Origin of the sequence: Streptomyces sp. 35G-GA-8 (genome assembly GCF_023534745.1) — a bacterium.
GTDB lineage: Bacteria > Actinomycetota > Actinomycetes > Streptomycetales > Streptomycetaceae > Streptomyces.
In genome coordinates, this window is record NZ_JAMHJQ010000008.1 from 192,174 (window position 1) to 215,967 (window position 23,794).

23 protein-coding genes are annotated in these 23,794 nt (G+C 71.4%); 11 read left to right on the forward strand and 12 right to left on the reverse strand.

The window, feature by feature from the left end:
* Window positions 1-93: 93 nt before the first annotated feature.
* Window positions 94-825, forward strand: a complete 732-nt coding sequence (locus M1203_RS19855) for a L,D-transpeptidase (protein WP_249951092.1) — start codon at window positions 94-96, stop codon at window positions 823-825.
* A 63-nt stretch (window positions 826-888) separates the two neighbouring features.
* Here M1203_RS19855 and M1203_RS19860 read toward each other — a convergent pair whose 3' ends face one another.
* From M1203_RS19860 to rox, 6 genes are all read right to left on the reverse strand, one after another.
* Window positions 889-1,425 (reverse strand): arginine repressor, encoded by a 537-nt coding sequence (locus tag M1203_RS19860; RefSeq protein WP_249951093.1) that lies wholly within the window; start codon window positions 1,423-1,425, stop codon window positions 889-891.
* A 14-nt stretch (window positions 1,426-1,439) separates the two neighbouring features.
* Window positions 1,440-2,591 carry an acetylornithine transaminase gene (locus M1203_RS19865; protein ID WP_249951309.1) on the reverse strand — a complete coding sequence of 384 codons (1,152 nt, stop codon included), beginning with the start codon at window positions 2,589-2,591 and terminating at the stop codon, window positions 1,440-1,442.
* Window positions 2,592-2,629: 38 nt separating this feature from the next.
* The gene (argB, locus tag M1203_RS19870; RefSeq protein ID WP_249951094.1) at window positions 2,630-3,535 is read right to left on the reverse strand and encodes an acetylglutamate kinase; all 906 of its coding nucleotides are present in this window, start codon (window positions 3,533-3,535) and stop codon (window positions 2,630-2,632) included.
* Complete coding sequence (gene argJ, locus M1203_RS19875) at window positions 3,532-4,746, reverse strand: bifunctional glutamate N-acetyltransferase/amino-acid acetyltransferase ArgJ (protein ID WP_249951095.1); 1,215 nt, start codon at window positions 4,744-4,746, stop codon at window positions 3,532-3,534. The genes argB and argJ overlap by 4 nt, the downstream gene beginning before the upstream one ends.
* On the reverse strand, window positions 4,743-5,780 hold the full coding sequence (gene argC, locus M1203_RS19880) for an N-acetyl-gamma-glutamyl-phosphate reductase (protein WP_249951096.1): 1,038 nt from the start codon (window positions 5,778-5,780) through the stop codon (window positions 4,743-4,745). Before argC ends, argJ begins: the two co-directional genes overlap by 4 nt.
* Window positions 5,781-5,934: 154 nt before the next feature.
* The gene (gene rox, locus M1203_RS19885; protein WP_249951097.1) at window positions 5,935-7,359 is read right to left on the reverse strand and encodes a rifampin monooxygenase; all 1,425 of its coding nucleotides are present in this window, start codon (window positions 7,357-7,359) and stop codon (window positions 5,935-5,937) included.
* 242 nt (window positions 7,360-7,601) lie between these two features.
* Between rox and M1203_RS19890 the strand changes: the two genes are divergently transcribed.
* Complete coding sequence (locus tag M1203_RS19890; RefSeq protein WP_249951098.1) at window positions 7,602-8,525, forward strand: LLM class F420-dependent oxidoreductase; 924 nt, start codon at window positions 7,602-7,604, stop codon at window positions 8,523-8,525.
* A 115-nt stretch (window positions 8,526-8,640) separates the two neighbouring features.
* Window positions 8,641-9,003 carry a hypothetical protein gene (locus M1203_RS19895; RefSeq protein WP_249951099.1) on the forward strand — a complete coding sequence of 121 codons (363 nt, stop codon included), beginning with the start codon at window positions 8,641-8,643 and terminating at the stop codon, window positions 9,001-9,003.
* A 17-nt stretch (window positions 9,004-9,020) separates the two neighbouring features.
* Here M1203_RS19895 and M1203_RS19900 read toward each other — a convergent pair whose 3' ends face one another.
* Together M1203_RS19900 and M1203_RS19905 are read right to left on the reverse strand one after the other, a co-directional pair.
* The gene (locus M1203_RS19900; RefSeq protein ID WP_308404886.1) at window positions 9,021-9,869 is read right to left on the reverse strand and encodes an ABC transporter permease; all 849 of its coding nucleotides are present in this window, start codon (window positions 9,867-9,869) and stop codon (window positions 9,021-9,023) included.
* A gap of 59 nt (window positions 9,870-9,928) precedes the next feature.
* Window positions 9,929-10,843: an ABC transporter ATP-binding protein gene (locus tag M1203_RS19905; RefSeq protein WP_249951101.1), complete on the reverse strand. Its 915-nt coding sequence runs from the start codon at window positions 10,841-10,843 to the stop codon at window positions 9,929-9,931.
* A gap of 262 nt (window positions 10,844-11,105) precedes the next feature.
* Between M1203_RS19905 and M1203_RS19910 the strand changes: the two genes are divergently transcribed.
* From M1203_RS19910 to M1203_RS19925, 4 genes are all read left to right on the forward strand, one after another.
* Complete coding sequence (locus M1203_RS19910; RefSeq protein ID WP_249951102.1) at window positions 11,106-12,062, forward strand: GbsR/MarR family transcriptional regulator; 957 nt, start codon at window positions 11,106-11,108, stop codon at window positions 12,060-12,062.
* Window positions 12,063-12,203: 141 nt separating this feature from the next.
* Entirely contained in the window at window positions 12,204-12,560 is a 357-nt protein-coding gene (locus M1203_RS19915; protein ID WP_249951103.1) for a YciI family protein, read from the forward strand.
* A gap of 42 nt (window positions 12,561-12,602) precedes the next feature.
* Window positions 12,603-13,862, forward strand: coding sequence for an RNA polymerase sigma factor (locus M1203_RS19920; RefSeq protein ID WP_374403453.1), 1,260 nt, complete (start codon window positions 12,603-12,605; stop codon window positions 13,860-13,862).
* Between the two features lie 106 nt (window positions 13,863-13,968).
* Complete coding sequence (locus tag M1203_RS19925; RefSeq protein WP_249951105.1) at window positions 13,969-14,160, forward strand: DUF1059 domain-containing protein; 192 nt, start codon at window positions 13,969-13,971, stop codon at window positions 14,158-14,160.
* Window positions 14,161-14,238: 78 nt separating this feature from the next.
* Here M1203_RS19925 and M1203_RS19930 read toward each other — a convergent pair whose 3' ends face one another.
* Window positions 14,239-15,015, reverse strand: a complete 777-nt coding sequence (locus M1203_RS19930; RefSeq protein WP_249951106.1) for a VOC family protein — start codon at window positions 15,013-15,015, stop codon at window positions 14,239-14,241.
* 224 nt (window positions 15,016-15,239) lie between these two features.
* On the opposite strand from M1203_RS19930, the gene recQ reads away from it, so the two are divergent.
* Together recQ and M1203_RS19940 are read left to right on the forward strand one after the other, a co-directional pair.
* Window positions 15,240-17,120 carry a DNA helicase RecQ gene (gene recQ, locus M1203_RS19935; RefSeq protein WP_249951310.1) on the forward strand — a complete coding sequence of 627 codons (1,881 nt, stop codon included), beginning with the start codon at window positions 15,240-15,242 and terminating at the stop codon, window positions 17,118-17,120.
* 53 nt (window positions 17,121-17,173) lie between these two features.
* A complete protein-coding gene (locus M1203_RS19940) occupies window positions 17,174-17,983 on the forward strand; it encodes a hypothetical protein (RefSeq protein WP_249951107.1) in 810 nt (269 codons plus the stop codon).
* Window positions 17,984-18,224: 241 nt separating this feature from the next.
* On the opposite strand, the gene M1203_RS19945 is transcribed toward M1203_RS19940, so the two are convergent.
* A complete protein-coding gene (locus M1203_RS19945) occupies window positions 18,225-18,800 on the reverse strand; it encodes a histidine phosphatase family protein (protein ID WP_249951108.1) in 576 nt (191 codons plus the stop codon).
* Between the two features lie 94 nt (window positions 18,801-18,894).
* On the reverse strand, window positions 18,895-20,373 hold the full coding sequence (locus M1203_RS19950) for a PLP-dependent aminotransferase family protein (protein WP_249951109.1): 1,479 nt from the start codon (window positions 20,371-20,373) through the stop codon (window positions 18,895-18,897).
* Here M1203_RS19950 and M1203_RS19955 point away from each other — a divergent pair.
* Window positions 20,372-21,322 (forward strand): DMT family transporter, encoded by a 951-nt coding sequence (locus tag M1203_RS19955; RefSeq protein WP_249951110.1) that lies wholly within the window; start codon window positions 20,372-20,374, stop codon window positions 21,320-21,322. The two genes, M1203_RS19950 and M1203_RS19955, sit on opposite strands and share 2 nt — an antisense overlap.
* 93 nt (window positions 21,323-21,415) lie before the next feature.
* On the opposite strand, the gene M1203_RS19960 is transcribed toward M1203_RS19955, so the two are convergent.
* Window positions 21,416-22,657 carry a glycoside hydrolase family 10 protein gene (locus tag M1203_RS19960; RefSeq protein ID WP_249951111.1) on the reverse strand — a complete coding sequence of 414 codons (1,242 nt, stop codon included), beginning with the start codon at window positions 22,655-22,657 and terminating at the stop codon, window positions 21,416-21,418.
* Between the two features lie 192 nt (window positions 22,658-22,849).
* Between M1203_RS19960 and M1203_RS19965 the strand changes: the two genes are divergently transcribed.
* Window positions 22,850-23,710 (forward strand): 3-hydroxybutyryl-CoA dehydrogenase, encoded by an 861-nt coding sequence (locus tag M1203_RS19965; protein WP_249951311.1) that lies wholly within the window; start codon window positions 22,850-22,852, stop codon window positions 23,708-23,710.
* Window positions 23,711-23,794: the final 84 nt, after the last annotated feature.

Sequence of the window (23,794 nt, forward strand, 5' to 3'; positions counted from 1 at the left end):
GCACGGCGCGGACCGACGGAACGCGCATCAGGGCGCACCGCCGTTCGGAGCAGCGGAGAGGCCGCTGCTCTCCCGGCGGCATACGGTCCGGGCATGCGCATCGCTCTCGTGCTCGGCTCCGTCCTGCTCACCGTCGCCACGCTCACGGCCGCCTCCCCCGGCGCGCGGTCCGCCGAGGTGCCGCTGCCCCAGCGGATGGCGGACACCGGCGGCGGCAGCCAGCTGATCACCGCCGAGGCCCCGGAGGCCGGAGCCACCACCGGCAAGGTGACCTGGTGGGACCGGCGTGGCGCGCGGTGGGTGGCGGCCGGTTCCGCCAAGGCCCGCTTCGGGGCGGGCGGGCTGGTCGAGGGCCGGTCGCGTACGCAGGGCACCTCGACCACCCCGACCGGGATGTACGACCTGCCGTACGCGTTCGGCCTCGGGTCCGCGCCGGCCGGGACGCGTGTCGGCTACCGCCCGGTGACGGAGAACTCCTGGTGGTGCCAGGACACGCGGTCGGTGGCGTACAACCGCTGGGTGGAGAAACTGCCGTCGGACTGCCGGGCGGCGGAGTCCGAGCGTCTGGCCGACTATCCGTCCCAGTACGACCACGCTCTGGTCATCGGCTTCAACTACGACCAGCCGGTACGCGGCCGGGGCGCCGGGATCTTCCTGCACGTCAACGGCGCCGGCCCGACAGCCGGCTGTGTCTCCGTACCGGCCGACGCGATGAGCGCCGTGCTGGCGTGGGCCGACCCGGGCCGCCGTCCGCATATCGCGATCGGCACATCCTCGGGGCCGACGGCGATCACCTCGGTGAGGGCGGCGGAGAGCGCCTCCTGACCGGCCCCGGGCCGTGGCCCGAGCTCTCTGCCGAACCCTCCGTCGCCCGCCCCTGCCCCGCTCTCAACGGTCGTTCTGGGCCAGCTTCAGCAGATGGTCCGCGAGCGCCTGGCCACCGGCCGGGTCGCGGCTGATCAGCATCAGGGTGTCGTCCCCCGCGATCGTGCCCAGGATGTCGCTCAACTCCGCCTGGTCGATGGCCGAGGCGAGGAACTGCGCCGCGCCGGGCGGCGTGCGCAGGACGACGAGATTGGCCGACGCCTCGGCGGAGATGAGCAGTTCACCGGCGAGCCGGCGCATCCGCTCCTCCTTCGCCGACTCCCCGAGCGGGGCGTGCGGGGTTCGGAAGCCGCCCTCGCTCGGGACCGCGTAGATCAACTCGCCGCCGGTGTTGCGGATCTTGACCGCGCCCAGTTCGTCCAGGTCCCGGGAGAGCGTCGCCTGGGTGACGCTCAGCCCGTCGTCCGCGAGCACCTTCGCCAGCTGGCTCTGGGAGCGCACCGGCTGCCGGTTCAGGATGTCAACGATCCTGCGGTGGCGGGCGGTTCTGGTCTGCGGTACGGACTGCCCGCCGTGCTCGGTGTCCTGGGCGTCGGTCATCGTCGTCTCGTTTCTCAGGATGGTCCATCCTTGTCGGCCGCGTCGAGAATGCCGGGCAGCGCCTCCAGGAACGCGTCCACCTCGGTGTCGCCGATGATCAGCGGAGGCATCAGCCGTACGACATCCGGAGCGGGCGCGTTCACGAGGAACCCGGCACCCTGAGCCGCCTGTTGCGCCTGGGGCGCGAGTGGCTCGGTGAGCACGATACCCAGGAGCAGTCCCGAGCCGCGGACGTGGGAGACCAGCGGATGGCCAAGGGCCTCGACACCGTTGCGCAGTTTCTCGCCGAGCCGCTTCACCTGGTCCAGGAGTCCGCCCGCGGCGAGCGTGTCGAGTACGGCGAGTCCGGCGGCGCAGGCGACCGGGTTGCCGCCGAACGTCGTACCGTGCTGGCCGGGCCTCAGCAGCTCGGCCGCCTCCCCGAAAGCGACCGCCGCGCCGAGCGGCAGACCGCCGCCGAGCCCCTTGGCCAGGGTGACGACATCGGGCTCGACGCCTTGGTGCGCCTGGTACTCGAACCAGTGCCCCGTCCTGCCGATACCGGTCTGGACCTCGTCGAGCACCAGCAGGGTGCCTGTGGCGCGGGTGATCTCCCTGGCCGCCTCCAGATAGCCCCTGGGCGGGACGACCACGCCGTTCTCGCCCTGGATCGGCTCGATGATCACGAGGGCCGTCTCTTCGGTGACCGCGGCGCGCAGCGCCTCGGCGTCCCCGTACGGGACATGGGTGACATCACCGGGCAGCGGACGGAAGGGCTCCTGCTTCGCGGGCTGGCCGGTGAGGGCCAGCGCGCCCATCGTGCGGCCGTGGAAGCCGCCGTCGGTGGCGACCATGTGCCGACGGCCCGTCAGTCGGCCGACCTTGAAGGCCGCTTCGTTCGCCTCGGCGCCGGAGTTGCAGAAGAAGACCCGGCCGGGGCGGCCGAAGAGCTGGATCAGCCGCTCGGCGAGCGCGACCGGCGGCTCGGCGATGAAGAGGTTGGAGACATGGCCGAGAGACGCGATCTGGCGGGAGACGGCCTCGACGACGGCGGGGTGCGCGTGGCCGAGGGCGTTGACCGCGATGCCGCCGACGAAGTCGGTGTACTCGACGCCGTCCGCGTCCCTGACCCTGGCGCCCTCGCCGTGGGCGAGGGACAGCTTCGGCGTGCCGTAGTTGTCCGCCATGACGCCCCGCCAGCGCCGCGTGAGCTCCTCGTTGCCGGTCACTTCGTGGGTCCTTCCTGTCCGTCGGGCACGACCATCGTGCCGATGCCCATGTCGGTGAAGATCTCCAGCAGGATCGAGTGCGGGACCCGGCCGTCCAGTACGCGCGCGGTGGTGACGCCGTTGCGTACGGCGAACAGGCAGCCCTCCATCTTCGGCACCATGCCGCTGGACAGCTCGGGCAGCAGCTTCTCCAGCTCGGTGGCGGTGAGCCGGCTGATCACGTCGTCGCTGTTGGGCCAGTCCTCGTACAGCCCCTCGACATCGGTGAGGACCACCAGCGTCTCGGCGCCCAGCGCGGCGGCGAGCGCGGCGGCTGCAGTGTCGGCGTTGACGTTGTAGACATGGCCGTCGTCGACGCTGCGCGCGATGGAGGAGATGACCGGGATCCGGCCGTCCGCCAGCAGCGCTTCGATGGCGCCCGTGTCGATCGCGGTGATCTCGCCGACCCGGCCGATGTCGACCAGCTCTCCGTCGATCCTCGGCGTGAGCCTGGTCGCGGAGATGGTGTGGGCGTCCTCGCCGGTCATGCCGACGGCGAGCGGACCGTGCTGGTTGAGCAGTCCGACCAGCTCGCGCTGGACCTGCCCGGCCAGCACCATCCGTACGACGTCCATCGCCTCGGGTGTGGTGACGCGCAGCCCGGCCTTGAACTCGCTGACCAGACCGTGCCGGTCGAGCTGGGCGTTGATCTGCGGGCCGCCGCCGTGCACGACGACCGGCTTGATGCCCGCCTGCCGCAGGAAGACGACGTCCTGCGCGAAGGCGGCCTTCAGCTCCTCGTCGATCATGGCGTTGCCGCCGAATTTGATGACGACGGTCTTCCCGTTGTGCCGGGTGAGCCAGGGCAGCGCCTCGATGAGGATCTGCGCCTTGGGCAGCGCGGTGTGCTTACGGGCGGTCATGAGCTGTACGCGCTGTTCTCGTGGACGTACTCGGCGGTGAGGTCGTTGGCCCAGATGACGGCGGAGTCCGTGCCCGCGGCCAGGTCGGCGGTGATCCGTACCTCGCGGTACCGCATGTCGACGAGATCGCGGTCCTCTCCGACGGAGCCGTTCCTGCAGACCCAGACGTCGTTGATGGCGACATTGAGCCGGTCGGGCTCGAAGACCGCGCCGGTGGTGCCGATGGCGGAGAGCACCCGGCCCCAGTTGGGGTCCTCGCCATGGATGGCGCACTTGAGGAGGTTGTTACGGGCGATGGAGCGGCCCACCTCGACGGCGTCGTCCTCGCTCGCGGCGTTGATCACCTCGATACGGATGTCCTTGGAGGCGCCCTCGGCGTCGCCGATCAGCTGACGCGCCAGATCGTCGCAGACCGTACGTACCGCCTCGGCGAACTCCTCGTGGCCGGGCGTCACCCCGGACGCGCCGGAGGCCAGCAGCAGCACGGTGTCGTTGGTGGACATGCAGCCGTCGGAGTCCACGCGGTCGAAGGTGGTACGGGTGGCGGCGCGCAGCGCCGTGTCGAGGGCCGGCGCCTCGATGTCGGCGTCGGTGGTGAGGACGACGAGCATGGTGGCGAGGCCGGGGGCGAGCATGCCCGCGCCCTTGGCCATGCCGCCGACCGTCCAGCCGTCGCCCTGGACCACCGCGGTCTTGTGGACGGTGTCGGTGGTCTTGATGGCGATGGCGGCCTTCTCGCCGCCGTGCGCGGAGAGCTCGGTGGCGGCCTTCTCGATGCCCGGGAGCAGCTTGTCCATGGGGAGCCGCAAGCCGATCAGCCCGGTGGAGGCGACGGCGATCTCTCCCGCGCTGTGGCCGTCCGGGCCCTTGCCGCCCGAGCCCTCGCTGTCCGCGCCCTCGCCGCCCGCGCTGTACCCGCTCAGGACCTCGGCGGCCTTCTCGGCGGTGGCATGGGTGTCCTGGAAGCCCTTCGGCCCCGTACAGGCGTTGGCGCCCCCGGAGTTGAGGACGACCGCGGTCACCGCGCCGCCCTTGAGGACCTGCTCGGACCAGAGGACGGGGGCGGCCTTGACACGGTTGGAGGTGAAGACGCCCGCGGCGGCGCGGCGCGGACCGTTGTTGACCACGAGGGCCAGGTCCGGGCCGCCGTTCTCCTTGATTCCGGCGGCGATGCCCGCTGCCGTGAATCCCTTCGCTGCGGTGACGCTCAAGGTGCCACTCCGATCGTGGAAAGTCCGGTGTCCTCGGGGAGTCCGAGGGCGATGTTCATGCTCTGCACCGCGCCACCGGCGGTGCCCTTGGTCAGGTTGTCGATGGCGCTGATCGCGATGATGCGGCCCGCGGACTCGTCGTGGGCGACCTGGATCTGTACGGCGTTGGAACCGTAGACGGACGCCGTGGCGGGCCACTGCCCCTCGGGGAGCAGATGGACGAAGGGCTCGTCCGCGAAAGCCTTCTCGTACGCGGCCCTGACGTCCCGCGCCGTGATGCCGGGCCTCGCCCTGGCGGAGCAGGTGGCGAGGATGCCGCGAGGCATGGGGGCGAGGGTGGGCGTGAAGGAGACGGTGACCCGCTCCCCCGCGGCCTCGCTCAGGTTCTGGATCATCTCGGGGGTGTGCCGGTGTCCGCCGCCGACGCCGTAGGGGCTCATGGAGCCCATGACCTCGGAGCCGAGCAGATGCGGCTTGGCCGCCTTGCCCGCGCCCGAGGTGCCGGACGCGGCGGTGATCACGGCCTCGGGCTCGGCCAGCCCCGCCGCGTACGCCGGGAAGAGCGCGAGCGAGACGGCGGTGGGATAGCAGCCGGGCACCGCGACGCGCTTGGACCCCTCCAGCGCGGCACGGGCACCCGGCAGCTCGGGGAGGCCGTACGGCCAGGTCCCGGCGTGGGCGGAGCCGTAGAACCGTTCCCAGTCGGCGGCGTCCTTCAGCCGGAAGTCGGCGCCCATGTCGACCACCAGCACCTCGTCACCGAGCCGCTCGGCGACGGCCGCGGACTGGCCGTGCGGCAGCGCGAGGAAGACGACCTCATGCCCGGCGAGCACCTCGGGCGTGGTCGCCTCCAGCACCCGGTCGGCCAGCGGCAGCACATGCGGCTGAAGCCCACCGAGCCGTTGGCCCGCGTTGGAGTTGCCGGTGAGGGCTCCGATCTCGATCCCGGGGTGGCCGAGAAGCAGCCTGAGCAGTTCCCCGCCCGCGTACCCGCTGGCTCCCGCCACCGCGGCACGCACCGTACGTACAGCCATCGAAAACCCTCCTCAACGATGGCATGACTATACGTTTCATCGCAGCTTTATGCAATGACACGGGCTCGCGCGGAGCGGCCCTTCGCCGACATCCCCGGGGAGACAGGCCACGGGTCCTATCCTTCCAGCCTCGTCCTCGCGCTCGCCCTCGCGCTCAGGCGGCGGCACCGAACCATGTGGGCAGGTGATCGAGCAGTTCCCGCTGGTCCTCACCGGCCCACGCCACATGGCCGTCCGGCCGCAGGAGCACCGCGGGCACGTCCAGTCCCTCGCCGACGTCGACGACGTGGTCGACCCGGTCCGCCCAGCCCTCCACCGAGAGCCGGCCGGTCCGGTCGAGCAGCAGCCCGCGCCCGCCGCGCGTCAGCTCGTAGAGGCGGCCCTGCTTCAGACTCATGTCCCGCAGCCGGCGGCCGAGCAGCTCGTGACCCTCGCCGAAGTCGTAGCGGATCCCGATCGCGGAGATCTTCTCGATCAGATGCCGGTTCACCACCTCGAAGTCCATCAGTTCCGACACCAGCCGGCGCACCGCCCGGGCGCCCGGCTCGGAGGACAGCAGTTCCATCTGGGCGCGGGTGTTGTCCAGTACGGCGGCGGCCACCGGGTGCCGTTCGCCGTGGTAGGTGTCCAGCAGTCCGTCCGGAGCCCAGCCGCTCACCTCCGCGGCCAGTTTCCAGCCGAGGTTGAAGGCGTCCTGGACGCCGAGGTTGAGGCCCTGTCCGCCGGTCGGCGGGTGGATGTGCGCCGCGTCGCCGGCCAGCAGCACCCGGCCGGTCCGGTAGCGCTCGGCCAGCCGGGTCGCGTCACCGAACCGGGAGAGCCAGCGCGGCGAGTGCACCCCGAGGTCGGTGCCCGCGAACGCCCGTAGCCGCTGTTTGAACTCGTCGAGGGTCGGCGCGGTCGTGCGGTCCTCGGCCACCCCCTCGGCAGGCACGATGAGGCGGTACACCCCGTCCCCGAGGGGCATGGTGCCGAACCGCACGTGGGTCTTGCGCACTTCGGCCACCACGGCGGCCAGCGTCTCCGGTGGCACGGCCACCTCCACCTCGCCGAGCAGCGTCTCGACCCTGGCGGGTTCGCCGGGGAAACCGACGCCGAGCGCCTTGCGCACCGTGCTGCGGCCGCCGTCGCAGCCGACGAGGTAGCGCGAGCGCAGGTGGGTGCCGTCCGTCAGCTCGACGTTCACCCCGTCCTCGTCCTGGCTCAGCCCGGCCACTTCGCCGCCGCGCCGGATCTCGGCACCGAGTTCGAGGGCACGCTCGGTCAGCAGCCGCTCGGTGACCGCCTGCGGGATGGCGAGGACGTACGAATGCGCGGTGTCCAGCCGGTCGGGCCAGGGCTTGCCGATACCGGCGAAGAAACCGCCCACCGCGAACCGCTCGCCGAGCGCGAGAAACCGCTCCAGCAGCCCCCGCTGGTCCAGCATCTCGACACTGCGCACGTGCAGGCCGAGCGCGCGGGACTGGCCACTCGGCTCAGCCTCCTTCTCCAGCACGAGCACGCGCACGCCGTGCAGCCGCAACTCACCGGCCAGCATCAAGCCGGTCGGTCCGCCGCCGGCAACAATCACATCAATCACGACAATCCCCCACAGGTCCTGGCTTCGAGCGGAGATTCTGCGGCACGACCCGGGTCTTGCCGCAAGGCCCCCGGTGCGCTATACGTTGAGAGTGGCAAGGAGCGGGTGAGCTCCTTGCCTTTTCGCTTGCGCCGTCCGCGGTGGAGGCCCCCCACGCGTCGCCGGTCCACGGTTCACACAGCTGACAAGAAGCCGTCACACTCATCGGAATGCGACGGCGGCCGAGGCTGGTTGGCACTCACATGACTGTGGGAGTAGCACTCAACGCGACCGGTCCCGACAATCAGATCGACGTCACCGTGCGGCTGGCGCGGGAGGCCGCGGCGGCCGGGCTGCGGTCCGCGTGGTTCGGCCAGACCTTCGGCGCCGACTCGCCTCAGCTCGCGGCGATCGTCGGGCGTGAGGTCCCGGCCCTTCAGGTGGGTACGTCCGCGATCCCCGTCTTCGGACGCCACCCGCTGGTCGTCGCCGGCCAGGCCCTGACCGCGCAGGCGGCCACGCATGGCCGGTACCACCTCGGGCTCGCGCTCGGCACCAAGCTGCTGACCGAGGGAGGTTTCGGGGTCCCGTTCGAGCGGCCCGTGGCACGGCTGCGTGAATTCCTCATCGCTCTGCGGCAGTTGACCGAGACCGGCTCCGCCGACTTCAGCGGTGAGCTGATCACCGCGCACACGCCGATCCCCGCGCGGGTGCCGGGCGCCGAGGGCGGTGTGCCGCTGCTCGTCGCCGCGATGGGGCCGCAGGCGCTGCGTGCCAGCGGTGAGCTGGCGGACGGGATCCTGCCCTATCTCGCCGGGCCACGCGCCCTCGCCGAGCACATCGTCCCGGCCGTCACCGCGGCGGCGGAGGCAGCCGGCCGGCCCGCGCCCCGGATCGTGGCCCTCGTGCCCGGCGTGGTCACCGACGAGGTCGACGCGGTACGCGAGAAGGCCGTCGAACAGCTCGCGTTCTACGAGCAGATCCCGTCCTACGCGCGGGTCATCGAACTCTCCGGCGGCGAACGGGCCGCCGATGTGGCCGTGATCGGCGACGAGAAGAGGGTCGCCGCCGAGGTACGGCGCTACCGGGACGCCGGGGCGACGGAGGTGGTGTTCTCGGGGACGGAGATCGCCGGGGACGCCGCCCGACACCGCACCTGGGCGCTCCTGGGGGAGCTGGCGGGCTGAGTCCGCGACCGGCGGGGGCTCCGCGCCCGCTCGCCGATCGTGCGCGGTCAGTCGCACGGGTGAGGTTGTGCCGAACCACTGCGTCCGCCGTGCGGCTGTCGCTACGGTGACCGGCATGGACGCCAAGGACGCGCCCCGCCCTGAGGAGGAGTGGCCGCTGCCTCCTTCCTGGATGTGGAGCTGCCACGAGTGCAACAGGCTGTACAGAGCGATGAAGCGCGCGCCCGAAGTGGTGGAAGCGGCGCGCGCGGCGGGTGAGCCGGGGGTGGATTACGACCCCTTCGACTCGGTGGTGACGACACAGATCCGGCTCGCCCAGCACATCGCCACGGCACACACCTCGGAGGTGCCCGCGGTCGACCCGGCCTGCGAGCGGTGTGTGTCGGACACGTCGGGCCGGCGGATCCGCGACGAAATGGTTCTGGAGCACCGTGCCCGTCATCTGTTCGCACCACCGCGCATCGTCGGCTTCATGTGACGGCGACGGCCCGCTCCCTACCCGACTCGCCGCAGCGCCTTCTCGCGGCGCTCGGCCACGCTCGAACCCGACTCCCGCCGCGCCATCCGGCGCAGCACCACCGGCGCGACGGCCAGACCGATCACGGCCCAGGCTCCCAGCACCCCGACGGTCTCCAGGTGCCGCCAGGACTCACCGATCTCGACGCCGACCGCGCTGTCCGGGAGCAGGGCCGACCGCATGCCCAGGCCGAGCCAGTAGATCGGGAACACCTGCGCGACCCCTTGCAGCCACTCCGGCATCGCGGTGAGCGGATAGAAGATCCCGGAGATCGCGATCATGCCGAGCACCGGCAGCTGGATCAGTCCTTGGCCCCGCGCGCTGGTGAACACCGATCCCAGGATCGCTCCGAGGGGCAGGGTCGCCACCATGCCCAGCACCAGCACCCAGACCAGGGTCAGCCAGGAGCCCGCGCTGCCGACCGTCAGCCCGTCGATGATGATCATCCCGGGAATCAGCAGGATCGCGAGATCGGCGAGCAGACCGCCGGAGACCGTCACGACCTTGCCGAGGAGATAGCCCGGCATCCCGTTCGGTGTCGCCCTGGCACGGAGCAGGGTGCCGTCCTCGCGTTCGGCGGTGAGCACTTGGCTCATGGCGACCATGCCCATCGCGGCATTCATCCCCAGGATGCTCGGCAGGGCCAGGGTGCCGAGGAGCGGTCCGCCGGTCCCGAACTCCGTGTCCCGCAGGAAATACAGGGCAATGAGCATCAGCACCGGCCAGAGCAGGTGGGACAGCAGATCCCCGCCGTTGGTGAAGGACTGCCGCAGTTCGATCAGTCCGCGCCGCCATCCCGTCCGTATCGCGCCGGTCGCCCGCGCCACCCTCGCCTCCCGTGCCGCCCCGGTCGGACGGGCCGCCGTGGTCCCCCGCGCCGCCGAGGTCACAGGGCCGCCTCCTTCGACTCGCGCGCCTCGGCTTCCCCTTGGCGTACCAATGCCATATAGCTGTCCTCCAACGAGGCCCGGCGGACCTCCAGTTCGCCGATCGCCCCGCCGTACTGGCTGAACAGCCCCCGCACGAACTCCGTCGACTCGGTGGTCGAGACCACGAAGTGCCGGCCGTCCCGGGTCCAGCGCACCTCGTCGTCGCCGGCGGTCCGTCGCGCCAGTTCGTCCGTCGAGCCGTCCGCGATGATCCGGCCGCCGGCGAGGATCATGACGCGGTCGGCGAGCTTCCCCGCTTCGTCCAGATCGTGCGTGGTGAGCAGGATCGTGGTCGCGTGGTCCTCGGCGAGCCGGCGGACGAGGTCGTGGAACGCGTACCGGGCCTCCGGGTCGAAGCCCGCGGTCGGCTCGTCCAGAAACAGCAGTTCGGGGCGGCCCACGATGCCGATCGCCACATCCAGCCGGCGGCGCTGCCCACCGGACAGCGTCTTGATCTTCTTGCCCGCGTGCGCGGTGAGGCCCACCGCCTCGATGAGTTCGTCGGTGTCCCACGGCCGCCGGACCAGCTCGGTGGAGTAGGGCGCGTAGTACGTACCGAGGTGGGCGAGCAGTTCACGTACCCGCCATTTGCCGTGGTCGCGCCAGGATTGCAGGACGACGCCCAGCCGCGACCGCCATCGTTCTCCGCCGTACGCCGGATCCGTGCCCAGCACCTCCACCCGGCCCGCCGATCGTGTCCTGAACCCCTCCAGGATCTCGATGGTGGTGGTCTTGCCCGCCCCGTTCGGGCCCAGCAGGGCCAGTACCTCCCCGTGGTGCGCCCGGAAGGTCACCTCGCGCAGGACGTCCTGCGTGCCGTACCGCATACGCAGCCCGTCGACATCGAGCACCACTTCCTCGCTCGCCGTCATCAACTCACCTTCATACCCTCGCCCGATTCCTTCAGGTCACCGTGAAGGCTACGTTGCGTTTTATCAGCCCTCAATCGACTCGGGACCAGATGCCTGCTTTTCTTCAGGAATCTTCGACGATTATTGCAATGAGGTTGACACTGAATGCAATCGGCGGCCGATCGATCGTTGCAATGTACTGGTCGTGAACGCATACTGGGCCGACCGACCCCTCGAACCCGATCCCCAGCCACACCCCCCGCCGACGGAAGGACGAGAACCGATGCCGGGAGGCAGGCTCACCCACCAGGACCGCCGCGGCATCGCCTCAGGGCTGGCCGAGGGGCTCGGGTACGCCGAGATCGCGCGGCGGCTGAACCGGCCGACCTCGACCATCAGCCGGGAGGTGGCCCGTAACGGCGGCTCGCACGGCTATCTCGCGGACCACGCCCACCACTCCACCGAACGGCGGGCCCGCCGACGCAGGCCAGTCCCGCCCCCGGAGTCCCCCGGGCCGCCTTCCTCCGCCTCCGCCTCCGCCTCCAACGGGAACGACCCCGAGGCGGTCCGAGCCTTCGCCGAGGAGTTCGCCGCACTGATGGTCTCGACCGGGCTGCCACGGATGGCGGCGCGGGTGCTCGCCCGTCTGGTCACCACCGACTCCGGCGCCCTGACCTCCGCCGAACTGGTGCGACAGCTGCGGGTTAGCCCCGCGTCCGTGTCCAAAGCCATTGGCTATCTCGAAGGGCTGGAACTGGTGCGGCGCGAGCGCGATCCGCACCACCGCCGCGAGCTCTACCTCATCGATGACGACGTCTGGCTGCGCACCTGGCTGACCAGCGCCCGGACGAACGCGATGCTGGCGGACGTCTCCCGGCGGGGAGCGGAGATCCTCGATACCGCCACCCCCGCCGGAGCCAGGCTGGACCAGATGCGGCAGTTCTTCGTACAGCTCAGCGACGACATGGCCGGCGGGCCGACGGCCGCCGTCTTCAGCGACACACTCACCGTGCTCGCCGCGCTGGTGCACGCGGTCACACCACGCACGGTGGACCAGCTGGCGGTCGCGCTCGGCTGGCCCCCGGAGCGCGTCGCCGACGCCCTGGACAGCGCCGAGCGGCACCCCGACATCGCCGATCCGGTCGCCCTGCGCCGGTACGACGGGACCGGCGCCTGGGCCCTCATCGCCAGGGCCGACCGGCTCACCCCCGCGCAGCGCGAGGCCCTTGGCCAGCCGTAGAGCGCGGCGGGGAAGCCCCACCGGCGGGCGCCGGAAAAATCTTGGAAGATTTCCGGAAGAGCTGTCGATCCGGCCGTATCCCGTTCGACGCAAGGGTGTGAGAGGCGGGGAAAGCCCCCGCCCCCCGACTGAGGAGTCACCATGCCGCGTTTTCTGACGATGGTCCGCATCGACGAGCGGAACATCCCCGCCGAGGGCCCCGACCCCGAGTTCGACGCGCGTATGGGGGCGCTGTTCGAGGAGATCACCAAGGCCGGGGTGATGCTGGAGACCGCGGGACTCACCCCGACGTCCGAGGGCACCCGGATCACCTGGTCCGACGGCAAGCTCAGCTACACCGACGGGCCCTTCACCGAGAGCAAGGAAGTCATCGGCGGCTACTCCCTCACCCGCTGCGCGGACAAGGCGGAGGCCCTGGAATGGGCGAAGCGGTTCCTTGAGGTCCACCCCGAGAACTGGACCGTCAGCGTCGAGGTCCGCGAGATCGCCGAGGGCTGATCGGGCCGCGCTTGCCCCACCCCGGCACGGCTGCTCTGATGGGTGGTCGTGACATCAGCAAGCGCGACCGAAACGGTCGAAGCGGTCTTCAGGATCGAGTCCGCGCGGATCATCGCCGGTGTCGCCCGCATCGTGCGGGACGTGGGCATCGCCGAGGAACTGGCGCAGGACGCTCTGGTCGCCGCGCTGGAGCGGTGGCCGGAGTCGGGTGTCCCGGACAAGCCGGGCGCCTGGCTCATGGCCACCGCCAAGCACCGCGCCATCGATCTCGTACGCCGCAAGGAGACGTACGCGCGCAAGCTGGCGGAGGTCGGCCGGGCGCTGGAGGACGTGGCGCCACCGCCCGAGCCCGCCGGTCCGGACGACATCGACGACGATCTGCTGCGGCTGATCTTCACCGCGTGCCATCCCGTGCTGTCGACGGAGGCCAGGGTCGCGCTCACACTGCGGCTGCTGGGCGGGCTGACGACGGACGAGATCGCCCGCGCGTTCCTGGCCCCGGAGCCGACGGTCGCCCAGCGCATCGTCCGCGCGAAACGGGCCCTCGCCAAGGCCGGGGTCCCCTTCGAGGTCCCGGGCGCCGCCGACCGGGCCGGCCGCCTTTCGTCGGTCCTTGAGGTCATCTACCTCATCTTCAACGAGGGCTACTCGGCGACGGCCGGGGACGATCTGCTGCGCCCGGCTCTGTGCGAGGACGCGCTGCGGCTGGCGCGCGTCCTGGCCTGTCTGATGCCCGAGGAGCCCGAAGTCCATGGCCTGGCCGCGCTGCTGGAGCTCCAGGCCTCGCGCACCGCCGCCCGCACGGGCCCCGACGGCGAACCGGTGCTGCTCGCCGACCAGAACCGGCACAAGTGGAACCGCATGCTCATCCTCCGTGGCGTCGAGTCCCTGCGGCGCGCGGGCAACGGCCCGTACTCCGTCCAGGCCGCCATCGCCGCCTGCCACGCGCGGGCGGTGCGCTACGAGGACACGGACTGGACGGCGATCGCGACGCTGTACGGCCGGCTGATGGCGCTGACCCCGTCCCCGGTGGTGGAGCTGAACCGAGCGGTCGCCGTGTCGATGGCGGAGGGCCCCGGGGCCGGGCTGAAGCTGGTGGACGCACTGGCGGAAGGACCGGCCCTCAAGGACTATCACCTGCTGCCGAGCGTCCGGGGAGATCTGCTGGAGCGCCTGGGCCGGGGGGAGGAGGCGCGCGCGGAGTTCGAGCGGGCGGCGTCCCTGACCCGTAACGCGCGCGAGCGGGCGATGCTTCTGGAACGGGCCGCCCGAGCCGAACGGGCCGCCCGGGCCCCGGAGTGAATCGCCGCGAGCGCGCACCCCGCACCCTGTTCGAAACCCTGCTCGAAATGCCTCACCAGTCCTCAAAAGAGCGAAAAAGGGGGAAACTGGGACGAGGAGGTTCATCATGCGCAAGGTAGCCGACTGCCGGGATTTCCCGAGCGAGACGAATTGCACCCTCGCCATCTCCGGCGAGGAGGAAGAAGTGGTCCGCGCCGCCAGTGAGCACGCTGTGTCCATGCACGGCCACAAGAGCAGCCCGGAGCTGCGTGAGCAGATCCGCTCCGCGCTCAAGGACGAGATGCCCCAGCACGCCTGAGGCGGGCCCTGCCCCCGGCCCCGCCCGGCTCGCGTCGCGGGCCGGGCGGGACGCGTCCGGACAGGGCGGCGGAGGGGGCTACGGGGTGTTCACGAGCCGGGCGCCCACCTGGAAGGTGTTGCCGAAGGGGTCGGTGATCTTCGCCATCCGCGCGTAGATCGTGTCCGAGGGGGTCTCCGCCGTGCCGCCCGCCGCCACGGCCCGCTCCACGGCGACGTCCGTGTCCGCGACCTCGAACAGGGTCTGCCACCCGGCGGACGGCGCCTCCGGGTCACCCATGATGCCGCCGATCTCATGACCGTCTGGCCGGCGAAGGAAGGTGAAGTCGGCGCCGGGGAGATCGTCGTTGCCGTCCAGGGTGAAGTCGAAGACCGCCGGGTAGAACTCCCGCGCCGGTCCCGGGTCCGGGCTGGTCAGGTCGTTGCGGAGCAGGCTGCCCGGCTCGTTCACGGTCTCGCAGCCGACGAGCGCGCGCCCCTCCCAGAGGCCGAACCGGGAGCCGGACGGGTCGGTGGCGAGCGACAGCAGGCCCTGGTCGGCGATCTCCACCGGACGCCGGGTCAGAGTGCCGCCCGCGTCGGCGATCCGCTTCGCGGTGGCCTCGGAGTCGTCGGTCGCGAAGTACACGCACCACAGGCCGGGGAGGGCCGCGGCGGGGGAATCGGGCGCGGGGACGTGCCGGAACCCGGCCACCGCCCGGCCGCGCAGCCGGCACAGCGTGTAGACGTTCTCACCCGGCTCGAATTCCCAGCCGAACAGCGCGCCGTAGAACTCCTTCGCGCGCCCCACGTCGGGCACATCGAGGTCGGTCCAGGTGGGGGTGCCGGCCGGCTGGTTGCGGGTGACATGGCTCATCGTTCGCTCCTGTATCGCTTCGTGCCCGGAGGCTTCCTCCGTGCCGGGTCTCCGACGCTAGAGGCGATGCAGGTCAGAACATGTCCTACAGCGAGGCCCCGGCGAAGATCGCGATCGGCCGGATCGATGTCGGTGGACCCTCGTAGAATCGGCGGATGAGCTCCCCGGAATCCGGCACCCCTCCCGAAACGCGCCCTGAAGCAGGTCCTGAGACGGGGCCCGAGATGGGGCCCGAGACGATCCCCGAGACGAGCGAGGCGCTTGAGGTCCTGCGTCGGGTCTTCGGATACGACTCCTTCCGGGGGAGCCAGCAGGAGATCATCGAGCATGTGGTCGCCGGTGGCGACGCGCTCGTCCTCATGCCCACCGGTGGCGGCAAGTCGCTCTGCTACCAGATTCCTTCCCTGGTGCGCAAGGGCGTCGGGGTCGTCGTATCACCGCTCATCGCGCTCATGCAGGACCAGGTCGACGCTCTGCGGGCGCTCGGCGTACGGGCCGGATTCCTCAACTCCACCCAGGATCTCGACGAACGGCGCCTCGTCGAGGCCGAGTTCCTCGCCGGTGAGCTGGATCTGCTCTATCTGGCGCCGGAACGGCTGCGCGTCGAGTCGACCGTACGGCTGCTGGAGCGCGGCACGATCTCGCTGTTCGCCATCGACGAGGCGCACTGCGTCGCCCAGTGGGGACACGACTTCCGCCCCGACTATCTCGCTCTCTCCTCGCTGCACGAGCGCTGGCCCGATGTGCCGCGTATCGCGCTGACCGCGACCGCCACCAAAGCCACGCACGCGGAGATCGCGTCCCGGCTCGGTCTCCAGGACGCGCGGCACTTCGTGGCCAGCTTCGACCGGCCCAATATCCAGTACCGCATCGCGCCGAAGAACGACCCGAAGCGGCAGCTGCTCCAGCTGCTGCGCGCCGAGCACCCCGGCGACGCGGGCATCGTCTACTGCCTCTCCCGGGCGTCGGTGGAGAAGACCGCCGAGTTCCTGGTGAAGAACGGCGTCGACGCGCTGCCGTACCACGCGGGGCTCGACACCCGTACGCGCGCCGGGAACCAGGCGCGCTTCCTGCGGGAGGACGGGATGGTGATGGTCGCGACGATCGCGTTCGGCATGGGCATCGACAAGCCGGACGTACGGTTCGTGGCCCATCTCGATCTGCCGAAGTCCGTCGAGGGCTACTACCAGGAGACCGGCCGCGCCGGACGTGACGGGCTGCCGTCCACGGCCTGGCTCGCGTACGGGCTCCAGGACGTCGTACAGCAGCGCAAGATGATCGACACCTCCGAGGGCGACGATGCGCACCGGCGGCGGCTGAGCGCCCATGTCGACGCCATGCTCGCGCTGTGCGAGACCGTCGAATGCAGGCGCGTCCAACTGCTCGCGTACTTCGGGCAGTCCAGCACCGCGTGCGGCAACTGCGATACGTGTCTGACGCCCGCGGAGTCCTGGGACGGCACGGTCCCCGCGCAGAAGCTGCTGTCGACCGTGGTCAGGCTGAAGCGCGAGCGCAACCAGAAGTTCGGCGCGGGGCAGATCACCGACATCCTGCTGGGCCGGAAGACGGCCAAGGTCATCCAGTTCGACCATGACGCGCTGAGCGTCTTCGGTATCGGTACGGAGCTGCGCGAGGCCGAGTGGCGGAGCGTGGCGCGGCAGCTGCTGGCGCAGGGGCTGATCGCCGTCGAGGGCGACTACGGGACGCTGGTCCTCACCGACGAGAGCGGTGAGGTCCTGGGCGGGCGGCGTCCGGTCGTCCTGCGGCGGGAGCCCGAGAAGGCGGCGAGGTCGGCGCGCGCGGAGAAGTCGTCCAAGCAGCGTTCCGCACCGGTCGATCTGCCGGCGGAGGCCGTGCCGGTGTTCGAGACGCTGCGCGCCTGGCGGGCGGCGTCGGCGAAGGAGCAGGGCGTACCGGCGTATGTCATCTTCCATGACGCGACGCTGCGCGAGATCGCGACGCTGGCGCCGTCGACGCTGGCGGAGCTGGGCACGGTCACCGGGGTCGGCGAGAACAAGCTGGCGAAGTACGGGCAGCAGATCCTGGAGACGCTGGGTACGGCGCTCGACCCGGCTCTCGATTCAGCGGTCGGTATGGCGGAATGAGCCTGCCCGGGTCGGCTCACCCGCCAGGGCCACCACAGCCGCCCCTGCCGCGGGTGCTCTGGATCGGCGGGCCGCCCGCGGCGGGCAAGACGACCGTGGCGCGGCTGATCGCCCGGCGCCACGGACTGCGCTGGTACAACGCCGACGCCCACACCTGGGAGCACCGCGACCGAGCGATCGCCGCCGGGCACCCGGCGGCGATCAGGTTCGAGGCGCTGTCACGCGCGGAGCGCTGGTCCGTGCCGGAGGCGGAGCTGATGGCGATGTCCCTGCACCATGAGCGCGGGCGCATGATCGTGGACGATCTCCGCGCGCTGCCGCCGGCCCCGCTGATCATCGCCGAGGGCACCCCGATCACCCCCGCGGTCGTCGCGACGGTCCCCGGTGGTCCGGCCTCGTCCGTCTGGCTCCAGCCGTCGGCCGGGGTGCAGCGGGCCCGGCTGCGGGAACGCGGGCTCCCGGCCGGGCCGCTCACGCTCTACCGGTCGCTTGTCGGCGAGATCGAGGCCGAGGTGGCGGAGTACGGCGCCCGGAGGCTGGTGATCGACGGGGCCCGCGAGGTCGAGGAGACCGTGGAGGCGGTCGAGGAGATCTTCGCCGAGGCCCTGAGCGCGGGACCTGTGGCGGAGACCGCCGGTGAGCGCGCGCGACTGCTGCGGTATGCCAACCGGGCCGCGGTCGCGCAGTACGAGGCGTTCTTCGCGCGCCCGTGGTCCCCGGGGGACGCGCGGACGAGCGTCCATGCCTTCGCCTGCGAGTGCGGACGGGCGGACTGCCGGGACGACCTCGACCTCGCCATCGCCGACTTCCCGGCGCCGCCCGACGACGCCGCGTCGCCACCGGTCCTGGCCCCCGGGCACTAGGGCCTGTCCGGCGGATCTTCGTGGATCAGACCGCGGCGTCTGGTGCCGTGCATCGCAAGGCGGAGGATCGCTCTCGTACTGGACGTACTTGGGCGACTCCGACAACGCGGCGAGGCGCGGTGCCAGGCGTCGCGGGCCCGCGAAGATCCGCCGGACAGGCCCTAGGCGCCTCAGGCCCTCCGTGCGCCTCAGGTCCGGTCCGGCCCGACCGCTTCAGAGCCCGAAGATCCGGCCGGAACGCTCAGACACCGCCGTCCAGCCGCAGGCTCCATCGGCCCGGGATGCCCGTCAGGGTGACGGTCGACAGCGGCTGGACGTCCACGTACCAGTACGTCCGCGGCGGCGCCTTGAGCGCGTACACCAGCGCCGCCCGTACGACAGCCGGTTCGGCGACCGCCACGATCGCGGCGATGCCCTGGACGGGCCGGGTGTCCAGCCAGCCCCCTATCCGGGAGATGAAGGCCAGCAGCGTCTCGCCGCCGTGCGGTGCGGAGCGCGGGTCGGCGACCCAGGCGTCGACGGCGGCCGGTTCGCGGGCCATCACCTCGGCGAGGGTGAAGCCGCGCCACCGGCCCATGTCGCAGTCGCGCAGGGCGGGTTGCACGAGCGGCGCGTAGCCGAGGGCGTCGCCGGTGCTACGGCTGCGCGGTGTCGGCGAGCAGTAGCGGAGGTCGGCGGCGGACAGCGGGACGAGGGCATGGGCGACGCGCTGCATCGCGTACCAGCCGGCCCGGTCGAGGGGGCGCTCGTCGTCGAAGCGCTCGTCGAGCAGGTCCGAGCCGCGTGCGGCGGCGACCAAGGTGACCCGAACACTCATGGCCGTGATCGTGGATCCGAAAGCCGGACCGGTCAAGGGCCGGCCGATGGCGCGGAGGAAACGATTCCGGTAATCCGCCGGGTATGCCCACCGCTTATCCGCCGGGCATGCCCACCGGGGCCGTCCGGGGGCGGGGTCGGCCGACCGCTTCGTCCCAGGCCGTACGGAGCCGTCGTACCCCCTCGGTGATCTCCGCGGGCCCCGCCACCGCGGCGAAGCTCAGCCGCAGATGGGCGGCGGGCGGTTCGGCGCTGAAATACGAGCGGCCCGGGGCGACCGCGACGCCCGCGCGCAGGGCGGCCGGGACGACGGCCTGTTCGTCGGTTCCGTCAGGGAGCCGGAGCCAGAGGTGGTAGCCGCCGGACGGAATGTGCGGAAGAGCGAGCTCGGGCAGCTCGGTGCGCAGCGCGGTGGTCAGAGTGACCCTGCGGGTCTTCAGAGCGGCGGAGACGGAGCGCAGATGGCGGTTCCAGGCAGCGGAGCCGACCAGTTCCAGGGCGGCTTCCTGGAGCGGGCGCGGCACGAAGAAGGTGTCGACGACATGGATGGCGCGCAGCCGTTCCAGAACCGGGCCCCGGGCGGCCAGTACGCCGACGCGCAGGCTGGGGGAGGTCGCCTTGGTGAGGGAGCAGACATGGACGACGACTCCATCGGGGTCGTCGGCGGCGAGCGGTCCCGGCAGCGGGCCCGCGTCCTCGTGCACCAACCGCCGTACGAAGTCGTCCTCCACGACGAACGCCCCGGCCTCCCGGGCGATCCGCAGCACTTCGGGTCTGCGGGCCGGGGAGAGCACGGCTCCGGTGGGGTTCTGGAAGAGCGGCTGGCAGACGAAGACCCGGGCGCCGCTGGCCCGGAAGGCGGCGGCGAGCAGTTCGGGCCGGACGCCGTCGGGGTCCACCGGGACCGGTACGGGGCGCAGCCCTGCGGCGCGGGCGATCGCCAGCATCCCCGGGTAGGTGGGCGATTCGACCAGCACCGGCGCACCGGGCGGGGCGAGCGCGCGCAGCGCGGTGGTCAGCGCGCTCTGGCCACCTGCCGTGACCAGGACTTCGGCGGCCGTCCAGGTGTCCCCGATTCCCCGTGCGAACCAGTCGCGCAGCTCGGGCAGTCCGTCGATGGGCGGTCTGCCCCAGGCGCCGGGCCGGCTGCCCGCCCGCGCCAGCGCCGCGGCCATCGCCCGCTCCGGCTGGAGCGAGGCGTGCAGATAGCCGCCGTTGAACTCGATGACCCCGGGCGGTGGCGCGGCGAGCGTGACCAGCACTCCGGTGGCGTCGACCGAGCGCGGTACGAGTTCGGTGGCGGCGTCGGCGCTGAGAGAGACCTCCTGCCAGGAGGTGTCGCCCGGCGGTGGGGTGGCGGTCCTGGCGGGCGCGCGGAAGGCACCGGAGCCGGGGCGGGTGACAACCAGCCCTTCGGCGGCGAGCCTGGCGAGGGCGCGGGAGACGGTGACAGGAGAGACGCGGTAGCGGTCGACCAACGCTCTACTGGACGGCAGCTTTCCACCGGGTGAGTAGCGGTTCAGCTCCTGTCTCAGCGAGTTCGCCAGCTCCGCCACACTGCTACGCTCGTGCATGACAGCAAATAATAGCGCTACTCCACCCAGCTCGATAGCGGTCAGCGGCCCCGCCGACACTCGGGCCAACGGCCGCACCGCGAGCACGCAGAGCACGCGCGGCGGCACGTTCCTCGCCGCGCTGGGTGTCGTCGCCTTCTCGCTCACCTTCCCGTCCACCGTGTGGGGCCTGGAGAGTTTCGGCCCCTGGTCCCTCGTCGCCGTACGCAGCGCGCTCGCCGCGCTCATCGCGGGCGGCTTTCTGCTGGCCCTGCGGGTACCGGTGCCCGAGCGCCGGCACTGGGGCGGGCTCGCCGTCGTCGCCGGCGGGGTCGTGGTGGGTTTCCCGCTGCTGACGACCCTCGCGCTGGAGACCTCCACCACCTCGCACGCCGCCGTGGTGGTCGGGCTGCTCCCGCTCACCACCGCCGCGTTCGCCTCCGTCCGTACGGGCAGGCGCCCCTCCAGGGCCTTCTGGCTGGCCGCGCTCGCCGGTGCGGCCGTGGTGATCGCGTTCGCGGTGTGGCAGAGCGGCGGGGCACTCTCCGCCGGGGATCTCTATCTCTTCGGCGCCCTGCTGGTGTGCGCGGCGGGCTATACGGAGGGCGGCAGACTGGCCGGGGTGATGCCCGGCTGGCAGGTGGTGGGCTGGGCGCTGATCGGCTGTCTGCCGCTGGCTGTGGCGGGCGCGGCGGTGGCGCTGTCCTTCGAACCGGCCCGGCTGACGGCCCACGGTGTGATCGGCCTCGCCTGGGTCGCCGCGGGCTCGACGTTCTTCGGCCTCTACGTCTGGTACCGGGGCATGGCGTCGATCGGGATCGCCAGGGCGAGCCAGCTCCAGCTCGCCCAGCCGGTCCTCACCCTGGTCTGGTCCGTACTGCTGCTCGGCGAGCACCTCACACCCGCCGCGCCGGTCGCGGCCGTCGCGGTGCTCGTCTGTATCGCGGTCACCCAGCGGACCGGCACCTGACCGCGACAGCGCGGCGGCGGGAACACGGACAGGGACAACGACAGCACCAAGAAGGACGACAGCGACAAGAAGGACGAGACGCACCGCCGTCGCTCAGCTCATCGGTGCGCGCTTCCCGTAGTGGTCGGCCACCACCCTCGTCATCGCCCCGATCGGATCCGCGCCGACCTCCTTCGCGGAGAAGAAGCAGTGCCCCCGCGCCCCCGCGTACTCCTTGGCGAGGGTCAGATGCCGGGACAGCTCCGCCGGGTCCTGCCAGGCGGCGGGCTGGGCGGGATCGCCGGCTTTGTAGAGGGCCTCGCCGATGTACAGATGGACGCCCGTCCCCCGTACGACGCCGTCCCACCAGCTCAGCAGCTTCGCGTAGTCGGCGGCGGGGAAGCCGATGTTCCAGTACAGCTGCGGGACGATGTAGTCGATCCAGCCCTTCTTGACCCACGCGCGGGTGTCGGCGTGCAGATCGTCGTACGTCTGCACCCCGGCCCGGGTGTCGGAGCCGAGCGGATCCGTGGCCGCGTTGCGCCACACCCCGAACGGGCTGATCCCGAACCGCACATGCTTCTTGATCTTCTTGATCCGCTCGGCGGTCTCCCGCACCAGCCGGTCGGTGTTGTCCCGCCGCCAGGCCGCCTTGTCCGGAAAGCCCGCGCCGTAGCGCTCGAACGCGTCATCGTCCTCGAAGACCTGTCCGGCGACCGGATACGGATAGAAGTAGTCGTCCCAGTGCACCGCGTCGATGTCGTAGCGCCCGACCGCGTCCAGCATCGCGTCCTGGACGAACGTCCTGACCTCGGGCAGGCCGGGGTTGTAGTAGAGCTTCCCGCCGTACGGCAGCACCCAGTCGGGGTGGACCCGGGCCGGATGTGTCGCGATGAGCCGCGAGGGGTCGGTGTGGTTGGCGACGCGGTACGGGTTGAACCAGGCGTGCAGCTCAAGTCCGCGCGCGTGTGCCTCCCGTACCGCCGTACCCAGCGGGTCCCAGCCGGGGTCCTTGCCCTGGGTGCCGGTGAGGTACTGCGACCAGGGCTCGTACGGCGAGGGCCACAGCGCGTCCGCCGTGGGCCGTACCTGAAAGACGACGGCGTTCAGCCCGCGGGCGACCGCCGTGTCCAGATGCCGGATCAGCTCGGCCTTCTGCCGGTCGGCGGTGAGCCCCGGTGCGGAGGGCCAGTCGCGGTTGACGACGGTCGCGATCCACATCCCGCGCAGCTCCCGGCGCGGAGCGCCCCGGCGCGGCACGGACGCGGCGACGGCCGCCACGTCCCCGGCGGCGACCAGCGAGGTCACCACCCCTGTCGCCGCCACCACGAACCCTCTTCTGCCGATCTGCCCCATGCGCCGTCCCCTGTGTCAGGTCCGCGCGGCCGGGTCACCGAAACCCCGCCCGCCGTACGGGCTGAGCATGCCCGCCCCGACACCCCGTCCACACACCCTGGCGGAGTAACGTCCTGTCCCGGGGCGGGCGCCGGAATCACACGGGGGACCTGCCGGGACACGACCAGCGAAAGGCACGATGTGACCGACACCCTGACCGATATCGCCCGCGTCGGAGTGGTGGGCTGCGGCCAGATGGGCGCAGGCATCGCGGAGGTCGCCGCGCGCAGCGGCCTGGAGGTCAAGGTCGCCGAGACCACCGGCGAGGCTCTGGAGATCGGCCGTACCCGGCTGCACAACTCCCTCTCGAAGGCCGCCGAACGCGGCAAGATCACCGAGGCGGAGCGGGACGAGACGCTCGGCAGGCTCAGCTTCACCACGGACCTCGGGGAGTTCGCCGACCGTGATCTCGTCATCGAGGCCGTCGTCGAGAACGAGCAGGTCAAGACCGAGATCTTCCAGGTGCTCGATCAGGTCGTGACGCGTCCCGACGCGATCCTGGCCTCCAACACCTCCTCCATTCCGCTGGTCAAGCTGGCCGTCGCGACCTCACGTCCCGACCAGGTCATCGGGATCCACTTCTTCAACCCGGCGCCTGTGCAGAAGCTGGTGGAGCTGATCCCCGCGCTCACGACCTCCGACGAGACGGTCAAGCGCGCCGAGGCCGTGGTCCAGGGGGTGCTGGGCAAGCACGCGATCCGCGCCCAGGACCGCTCGGGATTCGTGGTGAACGCGCTGCTGATTCCGTATCTGCTCGCCGCGATCCGGATGTTCGAGTCGGGCATCGCGAGCCGCGAGGACATCGACAACGGGATGGAGCTGGGCTGCGCGCATCCGATGGGCCCGCTCAAGCTCTCGGATCTGATCGGTCTGGACACCGTGGCGTCGGTCGCCGATTCGATGTACGCGGAGTTCAAGGAGCCGCTGTACGCGGCGTCCCCGCTGCTCCAGCGCATGGTGGACGCGGGCAGGCTGGGCCGTAAGACGGGCGCGGGCTTCTACTCCTACCCGTAAGGGTGACGGAGAGTCGCGAAATTCGCACACCGTGTGCGAAGGGTGCTCGCATATGCCATTCACACACCCTGCTGCCCCGCGCAC